Consider the following 18134-nt stretch of genomic DNA (forward strand, 5'->3'; position numbering starts at 1 on the left):
CTTATACATGAACACTATGAACGTAATTATTGCCGATGACCATCCGATCGTACTGTTCGGTATTCGTAAGTCACTTGAGCAAATTGAGTGGGTGAACGTCGTTGGCGAGTTTGAAGACTCCACGGCCCTTATTAACAATCTTCCGAAGCTGGACGCCCATGTGCTGATCACCGATCTGTCCATGCCCGGTGATAAATACGGCGACGGGATCACGCTGATTAAATACATCAAGCGCCACTTCCCGGATCTGTCGATCATTGTTCTGACCATGAACAACAACCCGGCGATCCTCAGCGCGGTGCTGGATCTGGATATCGAAGGGATCGTCCTCAAGCAGGGGGCGCCGACCGATCTGCCAAAAGCGCTGGCCGCGCTGCAGAAAGGGAAGAAATTCACCCCGGAAAGCGTCTCTCGTCTGCTGGAAAAAATCAGCGCCAGCGGCTATGGCGATAAACGCCTGTCGCCGAAAGAGAGCGAAGTGCTGCGTCTGTTCGCCGAAGGCTTCCTGGTGACCGAGATCGCCAAAAAGCTTAACCGCAGCATCAAAACCATCAGTAGCCAGAAAAAGTCGGCGATGATGAAGCTGGGCGTCGAAAACGACATCGCCCTGCTGAACTACCTCTCCTCCGTCTCGCTGAGCGCGACGGACAAAGAGTAACCCTACGCTCTCTCCGTCTCGCCCCGGCGAGACGGAGTTCCCCGTTATTCCCGCCCTTTACGTACCCGCGCCGCATATACCGTCAGCGTTTGCTTCAGCACGTCAAGCGTCACCGGCTTGGACAGACAGCTGTCCATCCCCGATTCCAGACAGCGCTGCTTCTCTTCCGCCAGGGCATTGGCCGTGACGCCAATCACCGGCAGCGTCAGGCCAAGCTGACGAATGCGCTGCGTCAGGCGATAACCATCCATATTAGGCATGTTAACGTCGCTGAGCACGATATCGATGTGCTGCTTGCTGAGGACGTTGAGCGCGTCGACCCCGTCGTTCGCGGTCACGCACTGGTAGCCGAGCGATCCCAGCTGATCCGCCAGCAGGCGCCGGTTGATCGGATGATCGTCGACCACGAGGATCATCATGTCGTCGTTATTGCCGGCCTGCGCCTCCGGCGCCATCAGCGCCCGGCTATTATCCGCACTGGCCAGCGCGACGTGGAAAATACGCCCCAACAGCGGCAGCAGTTCATGCGGCGTCGTCACGCTATGCAACCACTCGCCGGCGGCCCGTTCCTGCGGAATACCGATATGACGACGGCAGAAGATGACCATCGCCCTTCCCTGCCAGCCGCTCAGCGCTTCATCGTCAGTGAGTAAGACATCCTCGGCCTCCGGGGTTTCTCCGGCATGACGACGTACCGTAAGGCCGTGATAGCTGAGCAGCGAGGTGACGAACATCGCCAGCGAGGTGTTGTGGATGGCCAGCCAGCAGGTCTTGCCAGCGAAACCGTTCGCCGTCATCTGCGGCGTGTTCTGCACGCCATACAGCGGGATGCGGATGGTAAAGCGGCTGCCCATTCCCGGCTCCGTTTCCACGGCGATATCGCCATCCATCATGCTGATCAGTTTTTCACAGATCGCCAGGCCAAGGCCGGTGCCCTGAAAGTTGCGCTGCACGCCGGTCCCCACCTGGAAGAAGGGGTCGAAAAGGCGCAATACCTCTTTCGCCGGGATCCCCTCCCCGGTGTCGCGGACGCTAATCTGCAGATAATCCCCCGCGCACTGGACGTGCAGGATAATGCAGCCGGTGTCGGTGAACTTGATCGCATTGCTCAGCAGGTTGGAGATCACCTGCTGCAGGCGCATCGGGTCGCCGGACATCTGTTCCGGAACGTCCGGTTCGATAAAGCAGTACAGACCCAGCTGCTTGCGCACCACCAGCGGCAGATAGTTGGCGGAGATATGGTTCATGACCTCGCGCGGTGAAAATTCCCGCGGCTCGATCTTCAACTGCTCGGACTCGATTTTGGAGAAATCGAGAATATCGCTGATGATTTTCAACAGCAGGCTTGAGGAGTTGTTCATAGCCGTCACCAGGCGATCGACGCCCTTCGGCAACGCTTTGGTCTGCAGCAGATCGAGGTTGCCGATGATGCCATACAGCGGAGTACGCAGCTCATGGCTGACGGTGGCAAGGAACATCGATTTCGACTGGCTGGCCTGCTCCGCCGCCTGGGCCATCTCCTGCAGCGACTCTTCCATCTTCACGCGGGCGGAAACGTCCACCAGCACGCAAATCGCCACGTTTTCGTTGCGATAGCGCGAGTGGACAAAGCTAATCTGCAGATTGGTATGGTTGCTGGTCAGCACATCGACAAAGTTGACCTGCTGGCCGCAGATGATCTGCGTCAGCCGCTGGCGGTCCTCATGGGTCAGCATGTTCAGATAGTTGTGCGCCAGCTCGTTACTGAGAATGTTGGTCCCGTCGAGGGTGCGCAGAATACAGATCCCCACCGGGGCGGAGGCCACGATTTTGCGGTTGAACTGCTCATGCTCTTCCAGCCGCTGAGCGTCATTTTCCGCAGGGATAAAAATGCGCCGCTCATACATCCGCGCCAGCGCAAACAGCATCGCGCCGCTGAGGATATTGAGAACGATGGCGTTGATGATCAGCATACGGATCCGCTCCAGCACCTGGTCTACCGAGACGGAATAGACGATGCTCAGGGAGGACGGCGCGAGGCTTTTCTTCAGCACCAGCTCGCGGAAACCCGCGCTGTAGCCAAACCACATTCGCTCCTGCATCCATTTCGCTTCGCTCTGGATTTTGCTTTCCGCGCCGGCCAGCGAGATCAGCGGCTGGCCGTTATCGTCGAAGATAGTCACGCTCATCGGCAGGCTGCCCGGCGTAAAGAAGCTTTCCATGCGGATGGTCTGCTCAACGCCGAGCATCGCCTGCAGGCGATTGGCCATATAGATCGGCGTCAGGGCGTAAAAATAGCCCACCCCGGGGCGCATGCCCTGGCTTATCCAGAACAGGTTGTTGCCGCGCTCGTTTTGCGGCGCATTGCGGTATTGCTCAATGCGTTGATGCAGGACTTTCAGCGCCTGATCGCGCTCAATCGGCACGTCACGCAGGCCAAAGTTGGCCATACAGAGATTATCGCTGCCGATGAGAAAGATGCGGTTAAGGTCGTAGGCGGCGGTAAAATTATCCCGCCAGTAGCGCATAAACCACGCCAGCGATTGGAGCGAATTACGCCAGGCGCTACTCATCGCGCTGCAGTCGGAGTCAGGATACAGGGGTTCAAAGCTGGGGATCGCAATATCGCCGCTTTGCCCTTGCGCTACCGCATCCCCTGCCGACAGCCGGTTACCGGCGACGTACTTCAGCTCTTTAATCACATCCGCCGTACGCTGAATGTAGCGCTGGGCCTGATCGGCGTTGAGATTGAGCTCCTGATGGATCTCGGCTTCCCGCTCGTGCAGCGCGTTGACGATATAAAACACAGAGACAAACGCAATCAGCAGCCACAGCAATACCGCCAGCGCTCTGAACAGATAACGTGAAACCTTCAGGGTTGTGTGAAAAGAGGCAAGATATTTCAATGTGGCGATGCTCGGCCGTCAGGGACTCAACAGAATGGGGTTAAAGTAGCGGTAAACCGGCTTTGCCGCAATGTTAATGCAAAAAGGGCCGGGAGAATACCCGGCCCTTTCAGAACATTTACCTGGGACGATTACTCTTCGTCTTCGGCGATGTCGTCATCGGTATCCGCTTCCGGGGCGATATCGTCATCGCCTTCCGCCGCGCTACCGTCGATGGCGTCCAGTTCTTCGTCGTCTACCGGCTCAGCGACGCGCTGCAGCCCCACCACGTTTTCATCTTCCGCGGTGCGGATGAGGATCACGCCCTGGGTGTTACGGCCCACGATGCTCACTTCGGAAACGCGGGTACGCACCAGCGTCCCGGCGTCGGTGATCATCATGATCTGATCGCAATCATCCACCTGTACGGCGCCGACCACGGAACCGTTACGCTCGGTGACTTTGATCGAGATAACGCCCTGGGTGGCACGCGACTTGGTCGGATACTCAGCCGCGGCGGTACGTTTACCGTAACCGTTTTGCGTCACCGTCAGGATCGCGCCTTCGCCGCGCGGAATAATCAGCGAGACGACGCTGTCGTTTTCCGCCAGCTTAATGCCGCGTACGCCGGTGGCGGTACGGCCCATGGCGCGAACGGCATCCTCTTTGAAGCGCACGACCTTGCCGGCCGCGGAGAACAGCATCACTTCGTCCTGACCAGAGGTCAGATCGACGCCGATCAGCTCATCGCCTTCGTTCAGGTTCACCGCGATAATGCCGGCGGAACGCGGACGACTGAACTCGGTCAGCGCGGTTTTCTTCACGGTACCGCTGGCGGTGGCCATAAAGACGTTGACGCCCTCTTCATACTCGCGGACCGGCAGGATAGCGGTGATACGCTCATCGGCTTCCAGCGGCAGCAGGTTGACGATCGGACGACCGCGCGCGCCGCGGCTGGCCTCCGGCAGCTGATAGACCTTCATCCAGTACAGACGACCGCGGCTTGAGAAGCAGAGGATGGTGTCATGGGTGTTGGCCACCAGCAGGCGGTCAATAAAGTCTTCTTCTTTAATGCGCGCTGCCGATTTGCCTTTACCGCCACGACGCTGTGCTTCGTAGTCGGTCAGCGGCTGATACTTCACATAGCCCTGATGCGACAGGGTGACCACCACGTCTTCCTGGTTGATCAGATCTTCGATGTTGATATCAGCGCTGTTGGCAGTGATTTCGGTACGACGTTCGTCGCCGAACTGGTCGCGGATCAGCTCCAGCTCTTCGCGAATCACTTCCATCAGACGGTCGGCGCTGCCGAGGATGTGCAGCAGTTCCGCGATCTGCTCCAGCAGCTCTTTATATTCGTCGAGCAGTTTTTCATGCTCAAGGCCGGTCAGTTTCTGCAGACGCAGATCCAGAATCGCCTGGGCCTGCTGCTCGGTCAGGTAGTATTTACCCTCGCGCACGCCGAACTCGGGCTCCAGCCATTCCGGACGCGCGGCGTCATCACCGGCACGCTCCAGCATCGCCGCGACGTTACCGAGATCCCACGCCTGGGCAACCAGCGCCGCTTTCGCTTCAGCCGGAGTCGGCGCGCGACGGATCAGTTCGATAATCGGGTCGATATTGGCCAGCGCCACGGCCAACGCTTCGAGGATATGCGCGCGGTCACGGGCTTTACGCAGCTCGAAAATGGTGCGACGGGTCACCACTTCGCGGCGGTGGCGCACGAAGGCGGCGATGATGTCTTTCAGGTTCATGATCTTCGGCTGGCCATGGTGCAGCGCAACCATGTTGATGCCGAAGGAGACCTGCAGCTGGGTCTGGGAATAGAGGTTGTTGAGCACCACTTCCCCTACCGCGTCGCGCTTCACTTCAATCACGATGCGCATCCCGTCTTTATCAGACTCGTCACGCAGCGCGCTGATGCCTTCCACGCGTTTTTCTTTTACCAGCTCGGCGATTTTCTCAATCAGGCGCGCTTTGTTCACCTGATAGGGAATTTCATGCACGATGATGGTTTCGCGGCCGGATTTCGCGTCCACTTCCACTTCCGCGCGCGCGCGGATGTAGACTTTACCGCGACCGGTGCGGTAGGCCTCTTCAATGCCGCGACGGCCGTTGATAATGGCGGCGGTCGGGAAATCAGGGCCAGGAATATGCGCCATCAGCCCTTCAATGCTGATGTCTTCATCGTCGACATAGGCCAGACAGCCGTTGATCACTTCCGTCAGGTTATGCGGCGGTATGTTGGTGGCCATCCCGACGGCGATCCCGGAGGCGCCGTTTACCAGCAGGTTAGGAATTTTGGTCGGCATGACGTCCGGAATACGCTCCGTGCCGTCATAGTTGTCAACGAAATCGACCGTCTCTTTTTCAAGATCGGCCATCAGCTCATGAGCGATTTTCGCCAGACGAATTTCGGTATAACGCATCGCCGCAGCGGAGTCGCCGTCGATGGAACCAAAGTTACCCTGGCCGTCCACCAGCATGTAACGCAGCGAGAACGGCTGCGCCATACGTACGATGGTGTCGTATACCGCGGAGTCGCCGTGCGGGTGGTATTTACCGATTACGTCACCAACGACACGGGCTGATTTTTTATAGGCTTTGTTCCAGTCATTGCCCAATACGTTCATGGCGTAAAGTACGCGACGGTGTACCGGCTTCAGGCCATCTCGGACATCCGGCAGCGCACGGCCAACAATGACCGACATCGCATAATCCAGATAAGAGTTCTTAAGCTCTTCCTCAATGTTGACCGGTGTAATTTCTCTCGCAAGGTCGCTCATCTAACCGCTATCCCTCTACTGTATCCCGGATTCAAAGGTCGCAAATTATAACACAGCCGCGCTAAGAGAGGTAAAGCAATACGGTTTATTCATGGCGCGCTGCTGATATACTCGCAGGTCTGAACAGAAAAGGAGTAAAAGCGCCCATGAATGCCGAAAAAACGTCGGTAGCCCCTAACGTCGATCATGCTGAAATCGCCAAATTCGAAGCCGTCGCCTCGCGCTGGTGGGATCTGGAGGGCGAGTTCAAACCGCTCCACCGCATTAACCCCCTGCGGCTGGGCTATATCGCCGAACGCTCTGGCGGCCTGTTCGGTAAAAAAGTCCTCGATGTCGGCTGCGGCGGCGGCATCCTCGCCGAGAGCATGGCGCGCGAAGGCGCGACGGTCACCGGGCTGGACATGGGCGCCGAGCCGCTGCAGGTGGCGAAACTGCACGCCCTGGAGAGCGGAATTCAGGTGGAGTATGTTCAGGAAACGGTTGAAGAACATGCCGCGAAGCATCCGCAGCAGTATGACGTCGTCACCTGCATGGAGATGCTGGAGCACGTCCCTGACCCACAGTCGGTCGTCCACGCCTGCGCGCGGCTGGTGAAGCCTGGCGGCCAGGTCTTCTTCTCCACCATCAACCGTAACGGTAAAGCGTGGCTGATGGCGGTGGTCGGCGCGGAATATGTCATGAAGATGGTGCCCAAAGGCACTCATGATGTGAAAAAGTTTATCAAGCCGGCCGAACTGCTGGGCTGGGTAGATCAGACTTCTCTGAAAGAGCAGCATATCATCGGCCTGCATTACAATCCGTTGACCAACACCTTCAAGTTGGCGCCGGGGGTTGATGTTAACTATATGTTGCATACCAGCGCCAAAAAAGCGTGACGTCAGCACCTGCGCTTATGATGATTGCGCGGCATCAAGCCGCGTGATTATTTCTTCCGATGAAGAAATCAGCACTCGATCAAATTTTCATTTTTTTTTCTGTTTTATTGACTTCTTCTCCAGGCCTTATGCGACGTGGACTTGCGGATTATTACCCTTCCGCAACCTCAATTTAACGTCAAAATCAACCCTTGTACTCAAAAGATTCCTTACTAAAATACTCACCATATAGCGTTCCTTTTATCGACAACCCCCTACATATAGTATTTATCCACAGAGTTAGTCACAACGGCCTTCTGTGGATAAACGGGGGATATTTTCTTTCACGGACAGGTAAAATCCACATGAATCAGAGTCTGCTGGTGACAAAGCGCGACGGAACCACCGAGCGCATCAATCTCGACAAAATCCATCGCGTACTGGATTGGGCGGCAGAAGGACTGAATAACGTTTCGATTTCCCAGGTAGAGCTGCGCTCGCACATCCAGTTCTATGACGGCATTAAAACCGCGGACATCCACGAAACCATTATCAAAGCCGCTGCGGATCTGATCTCCCGCGAGGCGCCGGATTACCAGTACCTCGCCGCGCGTCTGGCGATTTTCCATTTGCGTAAAAAAGCCTTCGGCCAGTTTGAGCCGCCGGCGCTTTACGATCACGTGGTGAAGATGGTCGAGAAGGGTAAATACGATCATCATCTGCTGGAAGACTACACGGAAGAAGAGTTCCAGCAGATGGACGGTTTCCTCGACCACTGGCGCGACATGAACTTCTCCTACGCTGCCGTTAAGCAGCTGGAAGGCAAGTATCTGGTACAAAACCGCGTCACCGGCGAAATTTATGAGAGCGCGCAGTTCCTCTATATTCTGGTGGCTGCCTGCCTGTTCTCTAACTACCCGCGCGAAACGCGTCTGGACTACATCAAGCGTTTCTACGATGCGGTGTCGACCTTTAAAATCTCGCTGCCGACGCCGATCATGTCCGGCGTGCGTACCCCAACCCGTCAGTTCAGCTCCTGCGTGCTGATCGAGTGCGGCGACAGCCTGGACTCCATCAACGCCACCTCCAGCGCGATTGTGAAATACGTTTCCCAGCGCGCCGGCATCGGCATCAACGCCGGCCGCATTCGCGCGCTGGGCAGCCCGATCCGCGGCGGCGAAGCCTTCCACACCGGCTGCATTCCGTTCTACAAACATTTCCAGACCGCGGTGAAGTCCTGCTCGCAGGGCGGCGTACGCGGCGGCGCGGCGACCCTCTTCTACCCAATGTGGCATCTGGAAGTGGAAAGCCTGCTGGTGCTGAAAAACAACCGCGGGACCGACGCCAATCGCGTTCGTCACATGGACTACGGGGTGCAGATCAACAAGCTGATGTACACCCGTCTGCTGAAGGGCGGCGACATTACCCTGTTCAGCCCTTCCGACGTCCCGGGCCTGTATGACGCTTTCTTCGCCGATCAGGACGAATTTGAGCGCCTGTACACCCAGTACGAGCAGGACGACAGCATTCGCAAGCAGCGCATTAAAGCGGTTGAGCTGTTCTCGCTGATGATGCAGGAGCGCGCCTCCACCGGCCGCATCTACATCCAGAACGTCGACCACTGCAACACCCACAGCCCGTTCGATCCAGTGGTCGCCCCGGTGCGCCAGTCTAACCTGTGCCTGGAGATCGCCCTGCCGACTAAACCGCTGGAAGACGTCAACGACGAAAACGGCGAAATCGCGCTGTGCACCCTGTCGGCCTTTAACCTCGGGGCTATCGACAGCCTCGACGAGCTGGAAGAGCTGGCGGTGCTGGCGGTGCGTGCCCTGGACGCGCTGCTCGACTATCAGGATTACCCCATCCCGGCCGCCAAACGCGGCGCAATGGGCCGCCGTACGCTGGGCATCGGCGTGATCAACTTCGCTTACTATCTGGCGAAGCATGGCAAACGCTACTCCGACGGCAGCGCCAACAACCTGACCCACAAAACGTTCGAAGCGATTCAGTACTACCTGCTGAAGGCCTCCAACGAACTGGCTATCGAACAGGGCGCTTGCCCGTGGTTCAACGAAACCACTTATGCGCAGGGTATCCTGCCGATCGATACCTATAAAAAAGACCTGGACGGCATCGTCAGCGAATCCCTGCACTACGACTGGGAAGCGCTGCGCGCGTCCATCAAAACCCACGGCCTTCGCAACTCCACGCTCTCCGCGCTGATGCCGTCCGAGACCTCGTCGCAGATCTCCAACGCCACCAACGGCATCGAGCCGCCGCGCGGCCACGTGAGTATCAAAGCGTCGAAGGATGGGATCCTGCGCCAGGTGGTGCCGGACTACGAAAACCTGCAGAACGCCTACGAACTGCTGTGGGAAATGCCGAACAACGACGGCTACCTGCAGCTGGTGGGTATCATGCAGAAGTTTATCGACCAGTCGATCTCTGCGAATACCAACTACGATCCGACGCGCTTCCCTTCCGGAAAAGTGCCGATGCAGCAGTTGCTGAAAGACCTGCTCAACGCCTATAAATTCGGCGTCAAAACGCTGTACTATCACAACACCCGTGATGGCGCTGAAGACGCTCAGGATGACCTGGCCCCGTCCATCCAGGACGACGGCTGCGAAAGCGGCGCTTGTAAGATCTAAGGTATTTTTGCCGGGTGGCGCTACGCTTACCCGGCCTACGATTTTGTAGGCCCGGCCAACGCATCGCCGCCGGGCAGTACAGTTCAACAGGACTCACTTCAATGGCATACACCACTTTTTCACAGACGAAAAACGATCAGCTGCTTGAGCCAATGTTTTTTGGCCAGCCGGTTAACGTGGCCCGCTACGATCAGCAAAAATACGATATCTTTGAAAAGCTGATTGAAAAACAGCTCTCCTTCTTCTGGCGCCCGGAAGAGGTTGACGTCTCCCGCGATCGCATTGACTACCAGGCGCTGCCGGAACATGAAAAACACATTTTCATCAGCAACCTGAAGTACCAGACGCTGCTCGACTCCATCCAGGGCCGCAGCCCGAACGTGGCGCTGCTGCCGCTGATCTCCATCCCGGAGCTGGAGACCTGGGTGGAAACCTGGGCCTTCTCCGAGACCATTCACTCGCGCTCGTACACCCATATCATCCGCAACATCGTCAACGACCCGGCGACCGTGTTCGACGATATCGTCACCAACGAACAGATCCAGAAGCGTGCCGAGGGGATCTCCCACTATTACGATTCGCTGATCGAGATGACCAGCTACTGGCACCTGCTGGGCGAAGGCACCCACACCGTCAACGGCAAGACCGTGACCGTCAATCTGCGCGAGCTGAAAAAGAAACTCTATCTGTGCCTGATGAGCGTCAACGCCCTGGAAGCGATCCGCTTCTACGTCAGCTTCGCCTGCTCCTTCGCCTTTGCCGAGCGCAAACTGATGGAAGGCAACGCCAAAATTATCCGCCTGATCGCCCGCGATGAAGCGCTGCACCTGACCGGCACTCAGCATATGCTGAACCTGCTGCGCTCCGGCAGCGACGATCCGGAAATGGCGGAAATCGCCGAAGAGTGCAAGCAGGAGTGCTATGACCTGTTCGTGCTGGCGGCGCAGCAGGAGAAAGAGTGGGCGGACTACCTGTTCCGCGACGGCTCGATGATTGGCCTGAACAAAGATATTCTCTGCCAGTACGTCGAGTACATCACCAATATCCGCATGCAGGCGGTGGGCCTCGATCTGCCGTTCCAGACCCGCTCCAACCCGATCCCGTGGATCAACACCTGGCTGGTCTCCGACAACGTCCAGGTGGCGCCGCAGGAAGTAGAGGTCAGCTCTTACCTGGTCGGCCAGATCGACTCTGAAGTCGATGCCGACGACCTGAGCAACTTCCAGCTGTAATGAAGCGGATCTTCTTGAAAATCTCTGACACTCGCCTTGAGTGTCAGGATGAACACCCTTCCCTGTTGGCTGCTCTTGAATCGCATAATATCGACGTCGAGTATCAGTGCCGCGCAGGCTATTGCGGCTCCTGCCGTACTCGTCTGGTCTCCGGCCAGGTTGACTGGCTGACCGAGCCGCTGGCCTTTATCCAGCCGGGAGAAATTTTGCCCTGCTGCTGCCGGGCGAAGGGCGATATCGAAATTGAGATGTAAGTTTTGTCGGGCGGCGTAACGCTTATGCGCCCGACAAAACTGCCGTTCACAGGCCGGGTAAACCCGGCTTTTTACTGCTTAGCGTCCAGAAACTGCACCGCTTTATCCGGGAAATCGGTAAACAAGCCATCGACGTCCGCCTGGCGATACAGCAGGTCATAGAGCTGATTGACGTTGCTGGCGTACTCCGGCAGTTGATCCGCGCGCACGGTATACGGATGCACCTGCAGATGGCTGGCGTGCGCCTCCTTCACCATCGCCGTCAGCTTCACCGCCCCCGGCTTTGAGCCTTCCGCCACCAGCATATGATAATCCGGACCAATGCCGTCGGCGTACTGCGCAATCTGCGCCATGGCCCCCGGCTTGAACATCCAGTCATAGCTGTAGTTCACCCACTTGCCGTCAGCCTGCCGCTGCTGGGTTTCATTCCAGTCGGTATAGGCGATAAGCTGCACCAGCTTGAGATCCATGCCCATCTTCGGCTCCAGCTCATGCTTAATACGCTTGAGCTCGTTGGCGTCAAAGCACTGCAGATAGACCTTATCCTGCTTGCTGGTGTAGCCATATTCTTTCAGCACTTTCAGCGTGCTGGCGGCAATATCTTTGCCTTCCTGATGGTGGAACCACGGCGCTTTGATTTCCGGGTAAATACCGATGTTTTTGCCGGTGGAATGATTCAGCCCCTGGACAAACTCAATCTCTTCTTCAAAGGTATGAATGCGGAAATCGGATTTGCCCATCGGGAAACGCCCGGGATAGGTTTGCACATTCTTGCCATCTTTCGGCTCAAAGCCTTCGGTAAACGTCAGCGACTTGATCTCGGCCAGGGTAAAGTCGATGGCGTAAAAACGGCCATCTTGACGCGCCCGCTGCGGGAAGCGCTGAGCGACGTCGGTCACCCGATCCAGATAGTGGTCGTGCAACACCACCAGTCGGTCGTCTTTGGTCATCACCAGGTCTTGCTCAAGGTAATCCGCCCCCTGAGCGTAAGCCATCGCTTTCGCCGGCAGGGTATGTTCCGGCAGATAACCGCTGGCGCCCCGGTGGGCGATAACCATTTTATCCGCCGCTGCCGCGCTGAAGCACAGCGCAGAACTGGCCAACATCATGCCGCTCATTAGCGTGGTGAGTTTCATGTTCATCGCCGCTCCTTAGGCTTGCTTCAGCTGTTGATGATGGCGGCGTTCACCGAGCATCACGATAACCAGCAGGACAACCGCCAGCACGCTGCCGCCGATCATCACCATAAAGCCGCCGTCCCAGCCGAAGAAATCGACGGTGTAGCCGACGATGGCGCTCGCGGCCACGGAACCGCCGAGGTAACCGAACAGGCCGGTGAAGCCTGCGGCGGTGCCAGCGGCTTTCTTCGGCGCCAGCTCCAGCGCATGCAGACCAATCAGCATCACCGGGCCGTAGATCAGGAAGCCGATAATAATCATACAGGCCATATCGACGCCCGGGTTACCCGGCGGGTTCAGCCAGTAGACAACGGTGGCGATGGTCACCAGGGTCATAAAGAACACGCCGGTGGCGCCGCGGTTGCCTTTAAACACTTTATCCGACATCCAGCCACACAGCAGGGTGCCCGGGATCCCCGCGTACTCGTACAGGAAGTAGGCCCAGGAGGATTTATCCAGCGCGAAGTGCTTCACCTCTTTCAGGTAGGTCGGCGACCAGTCGAGAATGCCGTAGCGCAGCAGATAAACGAAGACGTTGGCGACCGCGATGTACCACAGCAGCTTGTTCGGCAGAATGTACTGCATAAAGATCTGCTTCGCCGTCAGCTCTTGTTCATGCTCTTCGCTGTAATCGTCCGGGTAGTCGTTTTTATACTCTTCGATCGGCGGCAGGCCGCAGGATTGCGGCGTATCGCGCATCATCGCGAAGGCGAAAATCGCCAGCAGAATAGCGCCGAAAGCCGGCATATAGAGCGCCGCATGCCAGTCGTTAAACCAGGCCATACCCAACAGGAACAGCAGCGGCGGAATCCCCCCGCCGACGTTATGCGCGCAGTTCCACACTGAAACAATTCCGCCGCGCTCTTTCTGCGACCACCAGTGGACCATGGTACGGCCGCACGGCGGCCAGCCCATTCCCTGGAACCAGCCGCAGAGGAACAGCAGTACGAACATGATCATGATGCTAGAGGTGGCCCACGGTACGAAGCCCATCACCAACATCACCAGCGCGGCGAGGATCAGCCCCGCCGGCAGGAAAATGCGCGGATTCGAACGGTCAGAGACCGATCCCATGATGAATTTCGAAAATCCGTAGGCAATGGAGATGCCGGAAAGGGCGAAACCGAGATCGCCGCGGGAGAAACCTTGCTCGATAAGATAGGGCATCGCCAGGGCAAAGTTCTTACGAACCAGATAGTAAGCGGCATAACCAAAGAAGATGCCGATAAAAATCTGCCAGCGTAACCGACGATAGAGCGGGTCGATCTCCGCGGCTGGCAAACGCGCTTTATGCGCGGCGGGTTTAAAAATACTTAACATATCAGCCTCCGTGGCCCTTGCTGTTTTTTACTGACGTCACGACAACAATCCCAGATTAATCACCAACTTCGAATCTGGCCGCGATGGTAGGCAATACGTAGAGCTGATACTGTGAAACATCGCACAATTTGTTACATAAATATGACAAAAGGTTCCATTGTGAGCACAAAATCACATAATTCGCTCAAATAACGCGCGAATATGCTCGAAATCAAACAATACCCTTATTGATTGTGGCTAAATGGCGGTAAACGAAAACAGAGGAGCTGAAGATGACGGGACGTCTTGATAGCGAGGTCATCATCATCGGCGGCGGAGCAACCGGCGCTGGCATCGCCCGCGACTGCGCCCGACGCGGATTACGCACAGTGCTCATTGAGCGCCATGATATCGCCACCGGGGCCACCGGCCGTAATCATGGGCTGTTGCACAGCGGCGCCCGCTATGCGGTGACCGACAACGAATCCGCCCGCGAATGCATCAATGAGAACCGCATCCTGCGCCGCATCGCCCGTCACTGTATCGAACCGGCCGGCGGTCTGTTCATTACCCTGCCTGAAGACGATCTGGCCTGGCAGCAGACCTTTATCGCCGCCTGCCAGCAGGCTGGCATAGAGGCCACGCCGCTTTCTGCGCAGGAGGCGCTGCGCCGCGAGCCCGCCGTCAACCCGACGCTGCTGGGGGCGGTGCAGGTCCCGGATGGCACCATTGACCCGTTTCGCCTCACCGCGGCCAATATGCTCGACGCCCGCGAACACGGCGCGCAGATCCTCACCGGCTGCGAAGTGACAGGCCTGCTGCGCCAGGGCGACCGCGTCTGTGGCGTCCAGGTATACGATCGTCAGCTTCACCAGACCCGCGCCCTGTACGCCGGGGTAGTGGTCAATGCCGCCGGGATCTGGGGGCAGCGCATTGCGGAATATGCCGACCTGCGCATCACCATGTTCCCGGCGAAGGGATCGCTGTTGATCCTTGACCACCGGATTAACAACCTGGTGATCAACCGCTGCCGTAAGCCGGCCGATGCCGATATTCTGGTGCCCGGGGATACCATCTCGCTGATCGGCACCACCTCGATGCATATTCCTTATGACGAAATTGACGACAACCGGGTAACGACCGCGGAAGTCGAAACCCTGCTGCGCGAAGGTGAAAAGCTGGCGCCGGTCATGGGCCGCACCCGGATCCTCCGCGCCTACTCCGGCGTGCGCCCGCTGGTGGCCAGCGACAACGATCCCAGCGGACGCAGCGTCAGCCGCGGCATCGTCCTGCTCGACCATGCTCAGCGCGACGGCATGGAAGGCTTCATTACCATCACCGGCGGCAAGCTGATGACCTATCGCCTGATGGCCGAGTGGGCCACCGACGCCGTCTGTCGTAAACTGGGCAACACCACCCCCTGTTCCACGGCCGAGAGCCCGCTGCCCGGGTCGCAGGAGCCGACGGAAAGCACCCTGCGAAAAATTATCTCCCTGCCGGGCCCGCTGCGCGGCTCTGCTGTCTACCGCCATGGCGATCGCACGCCGGCCTGGCTTGGCGACAGCCGCCAGCACCGTAGTCTGGTCTGCGAATGCGAAGCCGTCACCGCTGGTGAAGTGAAATACGCGGTGGAAAATCTGGCGGTCCACACCCTGCTCGACCTGCGCCGCCGTACCCGGATTGGCATGGGGACCTGCCAGGGGGAACTCTGCGCCTGCCGCGCCGCCGGTCTGCTGCAGCGCTTTAACGTCACCACCCCCTCGCAGTCGTTGACCCAGCTATCGGCGTTTCTCAATGAGCGCTGGAAGGGCGTGCAGCCCATCGCCTGGGGCGACGCGCTGCGCGAAAGCGAATTCACCCGCTGGGTCTACCTCGGCCTGTGCGGACTACCACAGGAGCATCAGGATGAAATTTGACTGCGCGATTATCGGCGGCGGACTGGCCGGCCTGCTGTGCGGCCTGACGCTGAATCAGTCCGGCCTGCGCAGCGTTATCATCAGCCGCGGGCAAAGCGCGCTGCATTTTTCCTCCGCGTCGTTAGATCTGCTCTCGGCGCTGCCGAACGGCGATAACGTCACTGACCTCGCGCAAGGTCTGCAGCAGCTCGCTGAACTGCTTCCTGAGCACCCTTATTCCCGGCTCGGCGCCGGGGCGGTGCTCGAATACGCTAAACAGACTGAAGCCCTGCTGGCCGCCTGCGGCGCGGTGATGCAGGGCGACGCGCACCGCCCGCACCGGCGGGTAACACCGCTGGGGACGCTGCGCGCGGCGTGGCTATCGCCGCAGGAGGTTCCTGTCGCGCCACTCCCCCGACAGGGGGTCTGCCTGGTGGGGATCAGCGGCTTTGCCGATTTTCAGCCGCATCTCGCCGCCGCCGCGCTCGGGCAAACCGGCGTCACCGCCGTGGCGGTGGAAATCGAGTTACCGCTGCTGGATGTTTTACGTGACAACCCCACCGAGTTTCGCGCCGCCAATATCGCCCGCCTCCTCGACGATGAAAACCACTGGCCTGCCCTGCATGCGGCGCTGCTGCCGCTGGCGCAACAGCATGAGCTGCTGATCATGCCCGCCTGCTTTGGCCTCGCCGACGATCGCCTGTACCACTGGCTGCAGGCGCGCCTGCCCTGCCCGCTGCGTCTGCTGCCGACGCTGCCGCCTTCGGTTCCCGGGATGCGCCTGCACAGTTTGCTGCAGCGGCAGTTTATTCGCGGCGGCGGCACCTGGCTTGCCGGCGATGAAGTGGTGAACATCAGCCATCGACAGGGTGCCGTCGAGGCCGTCTGGACGCGAAATCACGGCGATATTGCGCTGCGTCCGCGTTTTACCGTGCTGGCCAGCGGCAGCTTTTTCAGTAACGGTCTTGTCGCCACGCGGGATAGCGTGCGCGAACCCATTCTCGGTCTCGATCTACAGCAGACCCTGCCGCGCGACGACTGGTACCAGCGCGACTTCTTTGCCTCCCAGCCGTGGCAGCGCTTCGGGGTGAAAACCGATGCCCTGCTGCGCCCCATGCTGGGCGGGCAGCCGTTCAGCAATCTTTTCGCCATCGGTTCGCTGCTCGGCGGGTTCGATGCCATTCAGCTCGGCTGCGGCGGCGGGGTCTGCGCCGTCACCGCACTGCACGCCGCCAGACAGATCCACGCCCTCGCCGGAGGCCGACCATGAACGATACCCGTTTTGAAAGCTGCATTAAGTGCACGGTCTGTACCACCACCTGTCCGGTCAGCCGGGTCAATCCGCGCTATCCCGGGCCGAAACAGGCGGGGCCGGACGGCGAACGCCTGCGCCTGAAGGATGGCGCGCTGTACGATGAGGCGCTCAAGTACTGCATTAACTGCAAGCGCTGTGAGGTCGCCTGCCCGTCGGATGTGAAAATTGGCGATATCATTCAGCGCGCCCGGGCACAGTATGGCCAGCAAAAACCGACCCTGCGCGACGCTATTCTCAGCCATACCGACCTGATGGGCACCCTTTCCACCCCCTTTGCCCCACTGGTAAACGCCACCACCGGCTTAAAACCGGTACGCCGCCTGCTCGACGCGGCGCTCAATATCGATCATCGCCGCACGCTGCCAAAATATGGCTTCGGCACCTTCCGCCGCGCTTACCGCCAGCTCGCGGCCAGACAGGCGCAGTACCCTGAGCAGGTGGCCTTCTTTCATGGTTGCTACGTCAACTATAACCACCCGCAGCTGGGCAAGGATCTGATTCGCGTCGTCAATGCGCTGGGCACCGGCGTGCAGTTGTTATCACGGGAAAAATGCTGCGGCGTGCCGCTGATCGCCAACGGCTTTTTTGACAAAGCGCGTAAGCAGGCGCAGAGCAACGTCGCCGCGATGCGGGAAAACGCGCTGCCGATCATCGCCACCTCCTCGACCTGCACCTTTACGCTGCGCGATGAATACCCGCATCTCCTTGATGTCGACAACAGCGATCTCCGCGACCGGGTGGAGCTGGCCACTCGCTGGATCTGGAAACAACTGGATAGTGGCAAAACGCTGCCGCTGCGCCCGCTGCCGCTGAAGGTGGTCTATCACACGCCGTGCCACATGGAGAAAATGGGCTGGTCGCTGTATACCCTCGAACTGCTGCGGCTGATCCCTGGCCTGCAGCTGGAAGTGCTGGATTCGCAGTGCTGCGGCATCGCCGGCACCTACGGGTTTAAGACTGAGAATTACGCGGTATCCCAGGCTATCGGCGCCCCGCTGTTCCGTCAGATTGAGGAGAGCGGCGCCGACATCGTCGTCACCGACTGCGAGACCTGTAAATGGCAGATAGAAATGTCCACCAGCAAACGCTGCGAACATCCGCTGACGGTGCTGGCGCAGGCGCTCGCCTGAGTCCGGCGCCAGCCTGCG

At 58.7% G+C, this 18134-nt stretch carries 12 protein-coding genes; 8 read left to right on the forward strand and 4 right to left on the reverse strand.

The window, feature by feature from the left end; genetic code table 11:
• Positions 1-7 precede the first annotated feature (7 nt).
• Positions 8-658, forward strand: coding sequence for a response regulator transcription factor RcsB (gene rcsB / locus ACLH1U_RS16355; protein WP_002913007.1), 651 nt, complete (start codon positions 8-10; stop codon positions 656-658).
• 44 nt (positions 659-702) lie between these two features.
• Here the strand turns inward: rcsB and rcsC are convergent, their stop codons facing one another.
• The gene (gene rcsC, locus ACLH1U_RS16360) at positions 703-3543 is read right to left on the reverse strand and encodes a two-component system sensor histidine kinase RcsC (protein ID WP_048336227.1); all 2841 of its coding nucleotides are present in this window, start codon (positions 3541-3543) and stop codon (positions 703-705) included.
• Positions 3544-3674: 131 nt separating this feature from the next.
• Entirely contained in the window at positions 3675-6308 is a 2634-nt protein-coding gene (gyrA, locus tag ACLH1U_RS16365; RefSeq protein ID WP_004201688.1) for a DNA topoisomerase (ATP-hydrolyzing) subunit A, read from the reverse strand.
• A 146-nt stretch (positions 6309-6454) separates the two neighbouring features.
• On the opposite strand from gyrA, the gene ubiG reads away from it, so the two are divergent.
• The 4 genes from ubiG (at position 6455) to yfaE (ending at position 11299) form a co-directional block, all read left to right on the forward strand.
• Complete coding sequence (gene ubiG / locus ACLH1U_RS16370; protein ID WP_023290485.1) at positions 6455-7183, forward strand: bifunctional 2-polyprenyl-6-hydroxyphenol methylase/3-demethylubiquinol 3-O-methyltransferase UbiG; 729 nt, start codon at positions 6455-6457, stop codon at positions 7181-7183.
• Positions 7184-7527: 344 nt separating this feature from the next.
• Entirely contained in the window at positions 7528-9813 is a 2286-nt protein-coding gene (gene nrdA / locus ACLH1U_RS16375; protein WP_032453556.1) for a class 1a ribonucleoside-diphosphate reductase subunit alpha, read from the forward strand.
• Between the two features lie 101 nt (positions 9814-9914).
• Positions 9915-11045, forward strand: a complete 1131-nt coding sequence (gene nrdB / locus ACLH1U_RS16380) for a class Ia ribonucleoside-diphosphate reductase subunit beta (protein ID WP_004140835.1) — start codon at positions 9915-9917, stop codon at positions 11043-11045.
• Complete coding sequence (gene yfaE / locus ACLH1U_RS16385; RefSeq protein ID WP_004201692.1) at positions 11045-11299, forward strand: class I ribonucleotide reductase maintenance protein YfaE; 255 nt, start codon at positions 11045-11047, stop codon at positions 11297-11299. The genes nrdB and yfaE overlap by 1 nt, the downstream gene beginning before the upstream one ends.
• Before the next feature lie 71 nt (positions 11300-11370).
• Here the strand turns inward: yfaE and glpQ are convergent, their stop codons facing one another.
• Both glpQ and glpT read right to left on the reverse strand, forming a co-directional pair.
• The gene (glpQ, locus tag ACLH1U_RS16390) at positions 11371-12441 is read right to left on the reverse strand and encodes a glycerophosphodiester phosphodiesterase (RefSeq protein WP_105491260.1); all 1071 of its coding nucleotides are present in this window, start codon (positions 12439-12441) and stop codon (positions 11371-11373) included.
• 9 nt (positions 12442-12450) lie between these two features.
• On the reverse strand, positions 12451-13797 hold the full coding sequence (gene glpT / locus ACLH1U_RS16395; RefSeq protein ID WP_023290488.1) for a glycerol-3-phosphate transporter: 1347 nt from the start codon (positions 13795-13797) through the stop codon (positions 12451-12453).
• Positions 13798-14069: 272 nt separating this feature from the next.
• On the opposite strand from glpT, the gene glpA reads away from it, so the two are divergent.
• From glpA to glpC, 3 genes are read left to right on the forward strand one after another with little or no spacing between them, the layout of a single operon-like run.
• Positions 14070-15692 (forward strand): anaerobic glycerol-3-phosphate dehydrogenase subunit A, encoded by a 1623-nt coding sequence (gene glpA, locus ACLH1U_RS16400; protein WP_348890044.1) that lies wholly within the window; start codon positions 14070-14072, stop codon positions 15690-15692.
• Entirely contained in the window at positions 15682-16941 is a 1260-nt protein-coding gene (gene glpB, locus ACLH1U_RS16405) for a glycerol-3-phosphate dehydrogenase subunit GlpB (RefSeq protein WP_110211932.1), read from the forward strand. The genes glpA and glpB overlap by 11 nt, the downstream gene beginning before the upstream one ends.
• A complete protein-coding gene (gene glpC / locus ACLH1U_RS16410; protein ID WP_023290491.1) occupies positions 16938-18116 on the forward strand; it encodes an anaerobic glycerol-3-phosphate dehydrogenase subunit GlpC in 1179 nt (392 codons plus the stop codon). Before glpB ends, glpC begins: the two co-directional genes overlap by 4 nt.
• The last annotated feature ends 18 nt before the right edge of the window (positions 18117-18134 follow it).

The organism is Klebsiella sp. 1SOBk5mer, from assembly GCF_046603115.1.
Classification (GTDB): Bacteria; Pseudomonadota; Gammaproteobacteria; order Enterobacterales; family Enterobacteriaceae; genus Klebsiella; species Klebsiella quasipneumoniae.

Coding starts and splice junctions, on each gene's coding strand:
- yfaE (WP_004201692.1), top strand. CDS start 11,045: ATGAAGCGGATCTTCTTGAAAATCTCTGACACTCGCCTTGAGTGTCAG.
- glpA (WP_348890044.1), top strand. CDS start 14,070: ATGACGGGACGTCTTGATAGCGAGGTCATCATCATCGGCGGCGGAGCA.
- nrdB (WP_004140835.1), top strand. CDS start 9,915: ATGGCATACACCACTTTTTCACAGACGAAAAACGATCAGCTGCTTGAG.
- glpQ (WP_105491260.1), bottom strand. CDS start 12,441: ATGAACATGAAACTCACCACGCTAATGAGCGGCATGATGTTGGCCAGT.
- ubiG (WP_023290485.1), top strand. CDS start 6,455: ATGAATGCCGAAAAAACGTCGGTAGCCCCTAACGTCGATCATGCTGAA.
- glpB (WP_110211932.1), top strand. CDS start 15,682: ATGAAATTTGACTGCGCGATTATCGGCGGCGGACTGGCCGGCCTGCTG.
- gyrA (WP_004201688.1), bottom strand. CDS start 6,308: ATGAGCGACCTTGCGAGAGAAATTACACCGGTCAACATTGAGGAAGAG.
- glpT (WP_023290488.1), bottom strand. CDS start 13,797: ATGTTAAGTATTTTTAAACCCGCCGCGCATAAAGCGCGTTTGCCAGCC.
- rcsB (WP_002913007.1), top strand. CDS start 8: ATGAACACTATGAACGTAATTATTGCCGATGACCATCCGATCGTACTG.
- glpC (WP_023290491.1), top strand. CDS start 16,938: ATGAACGATACCCGTTTTGAAAGCTGCATTAAGTGCACGGTCTGTACC.
- nrdA (WP_032453556.1), top strand. CDS start 7,528: ATGAATCAGAGTCTGCTGGTGACAAAGCGCGACGGAACCACCGAGCGC.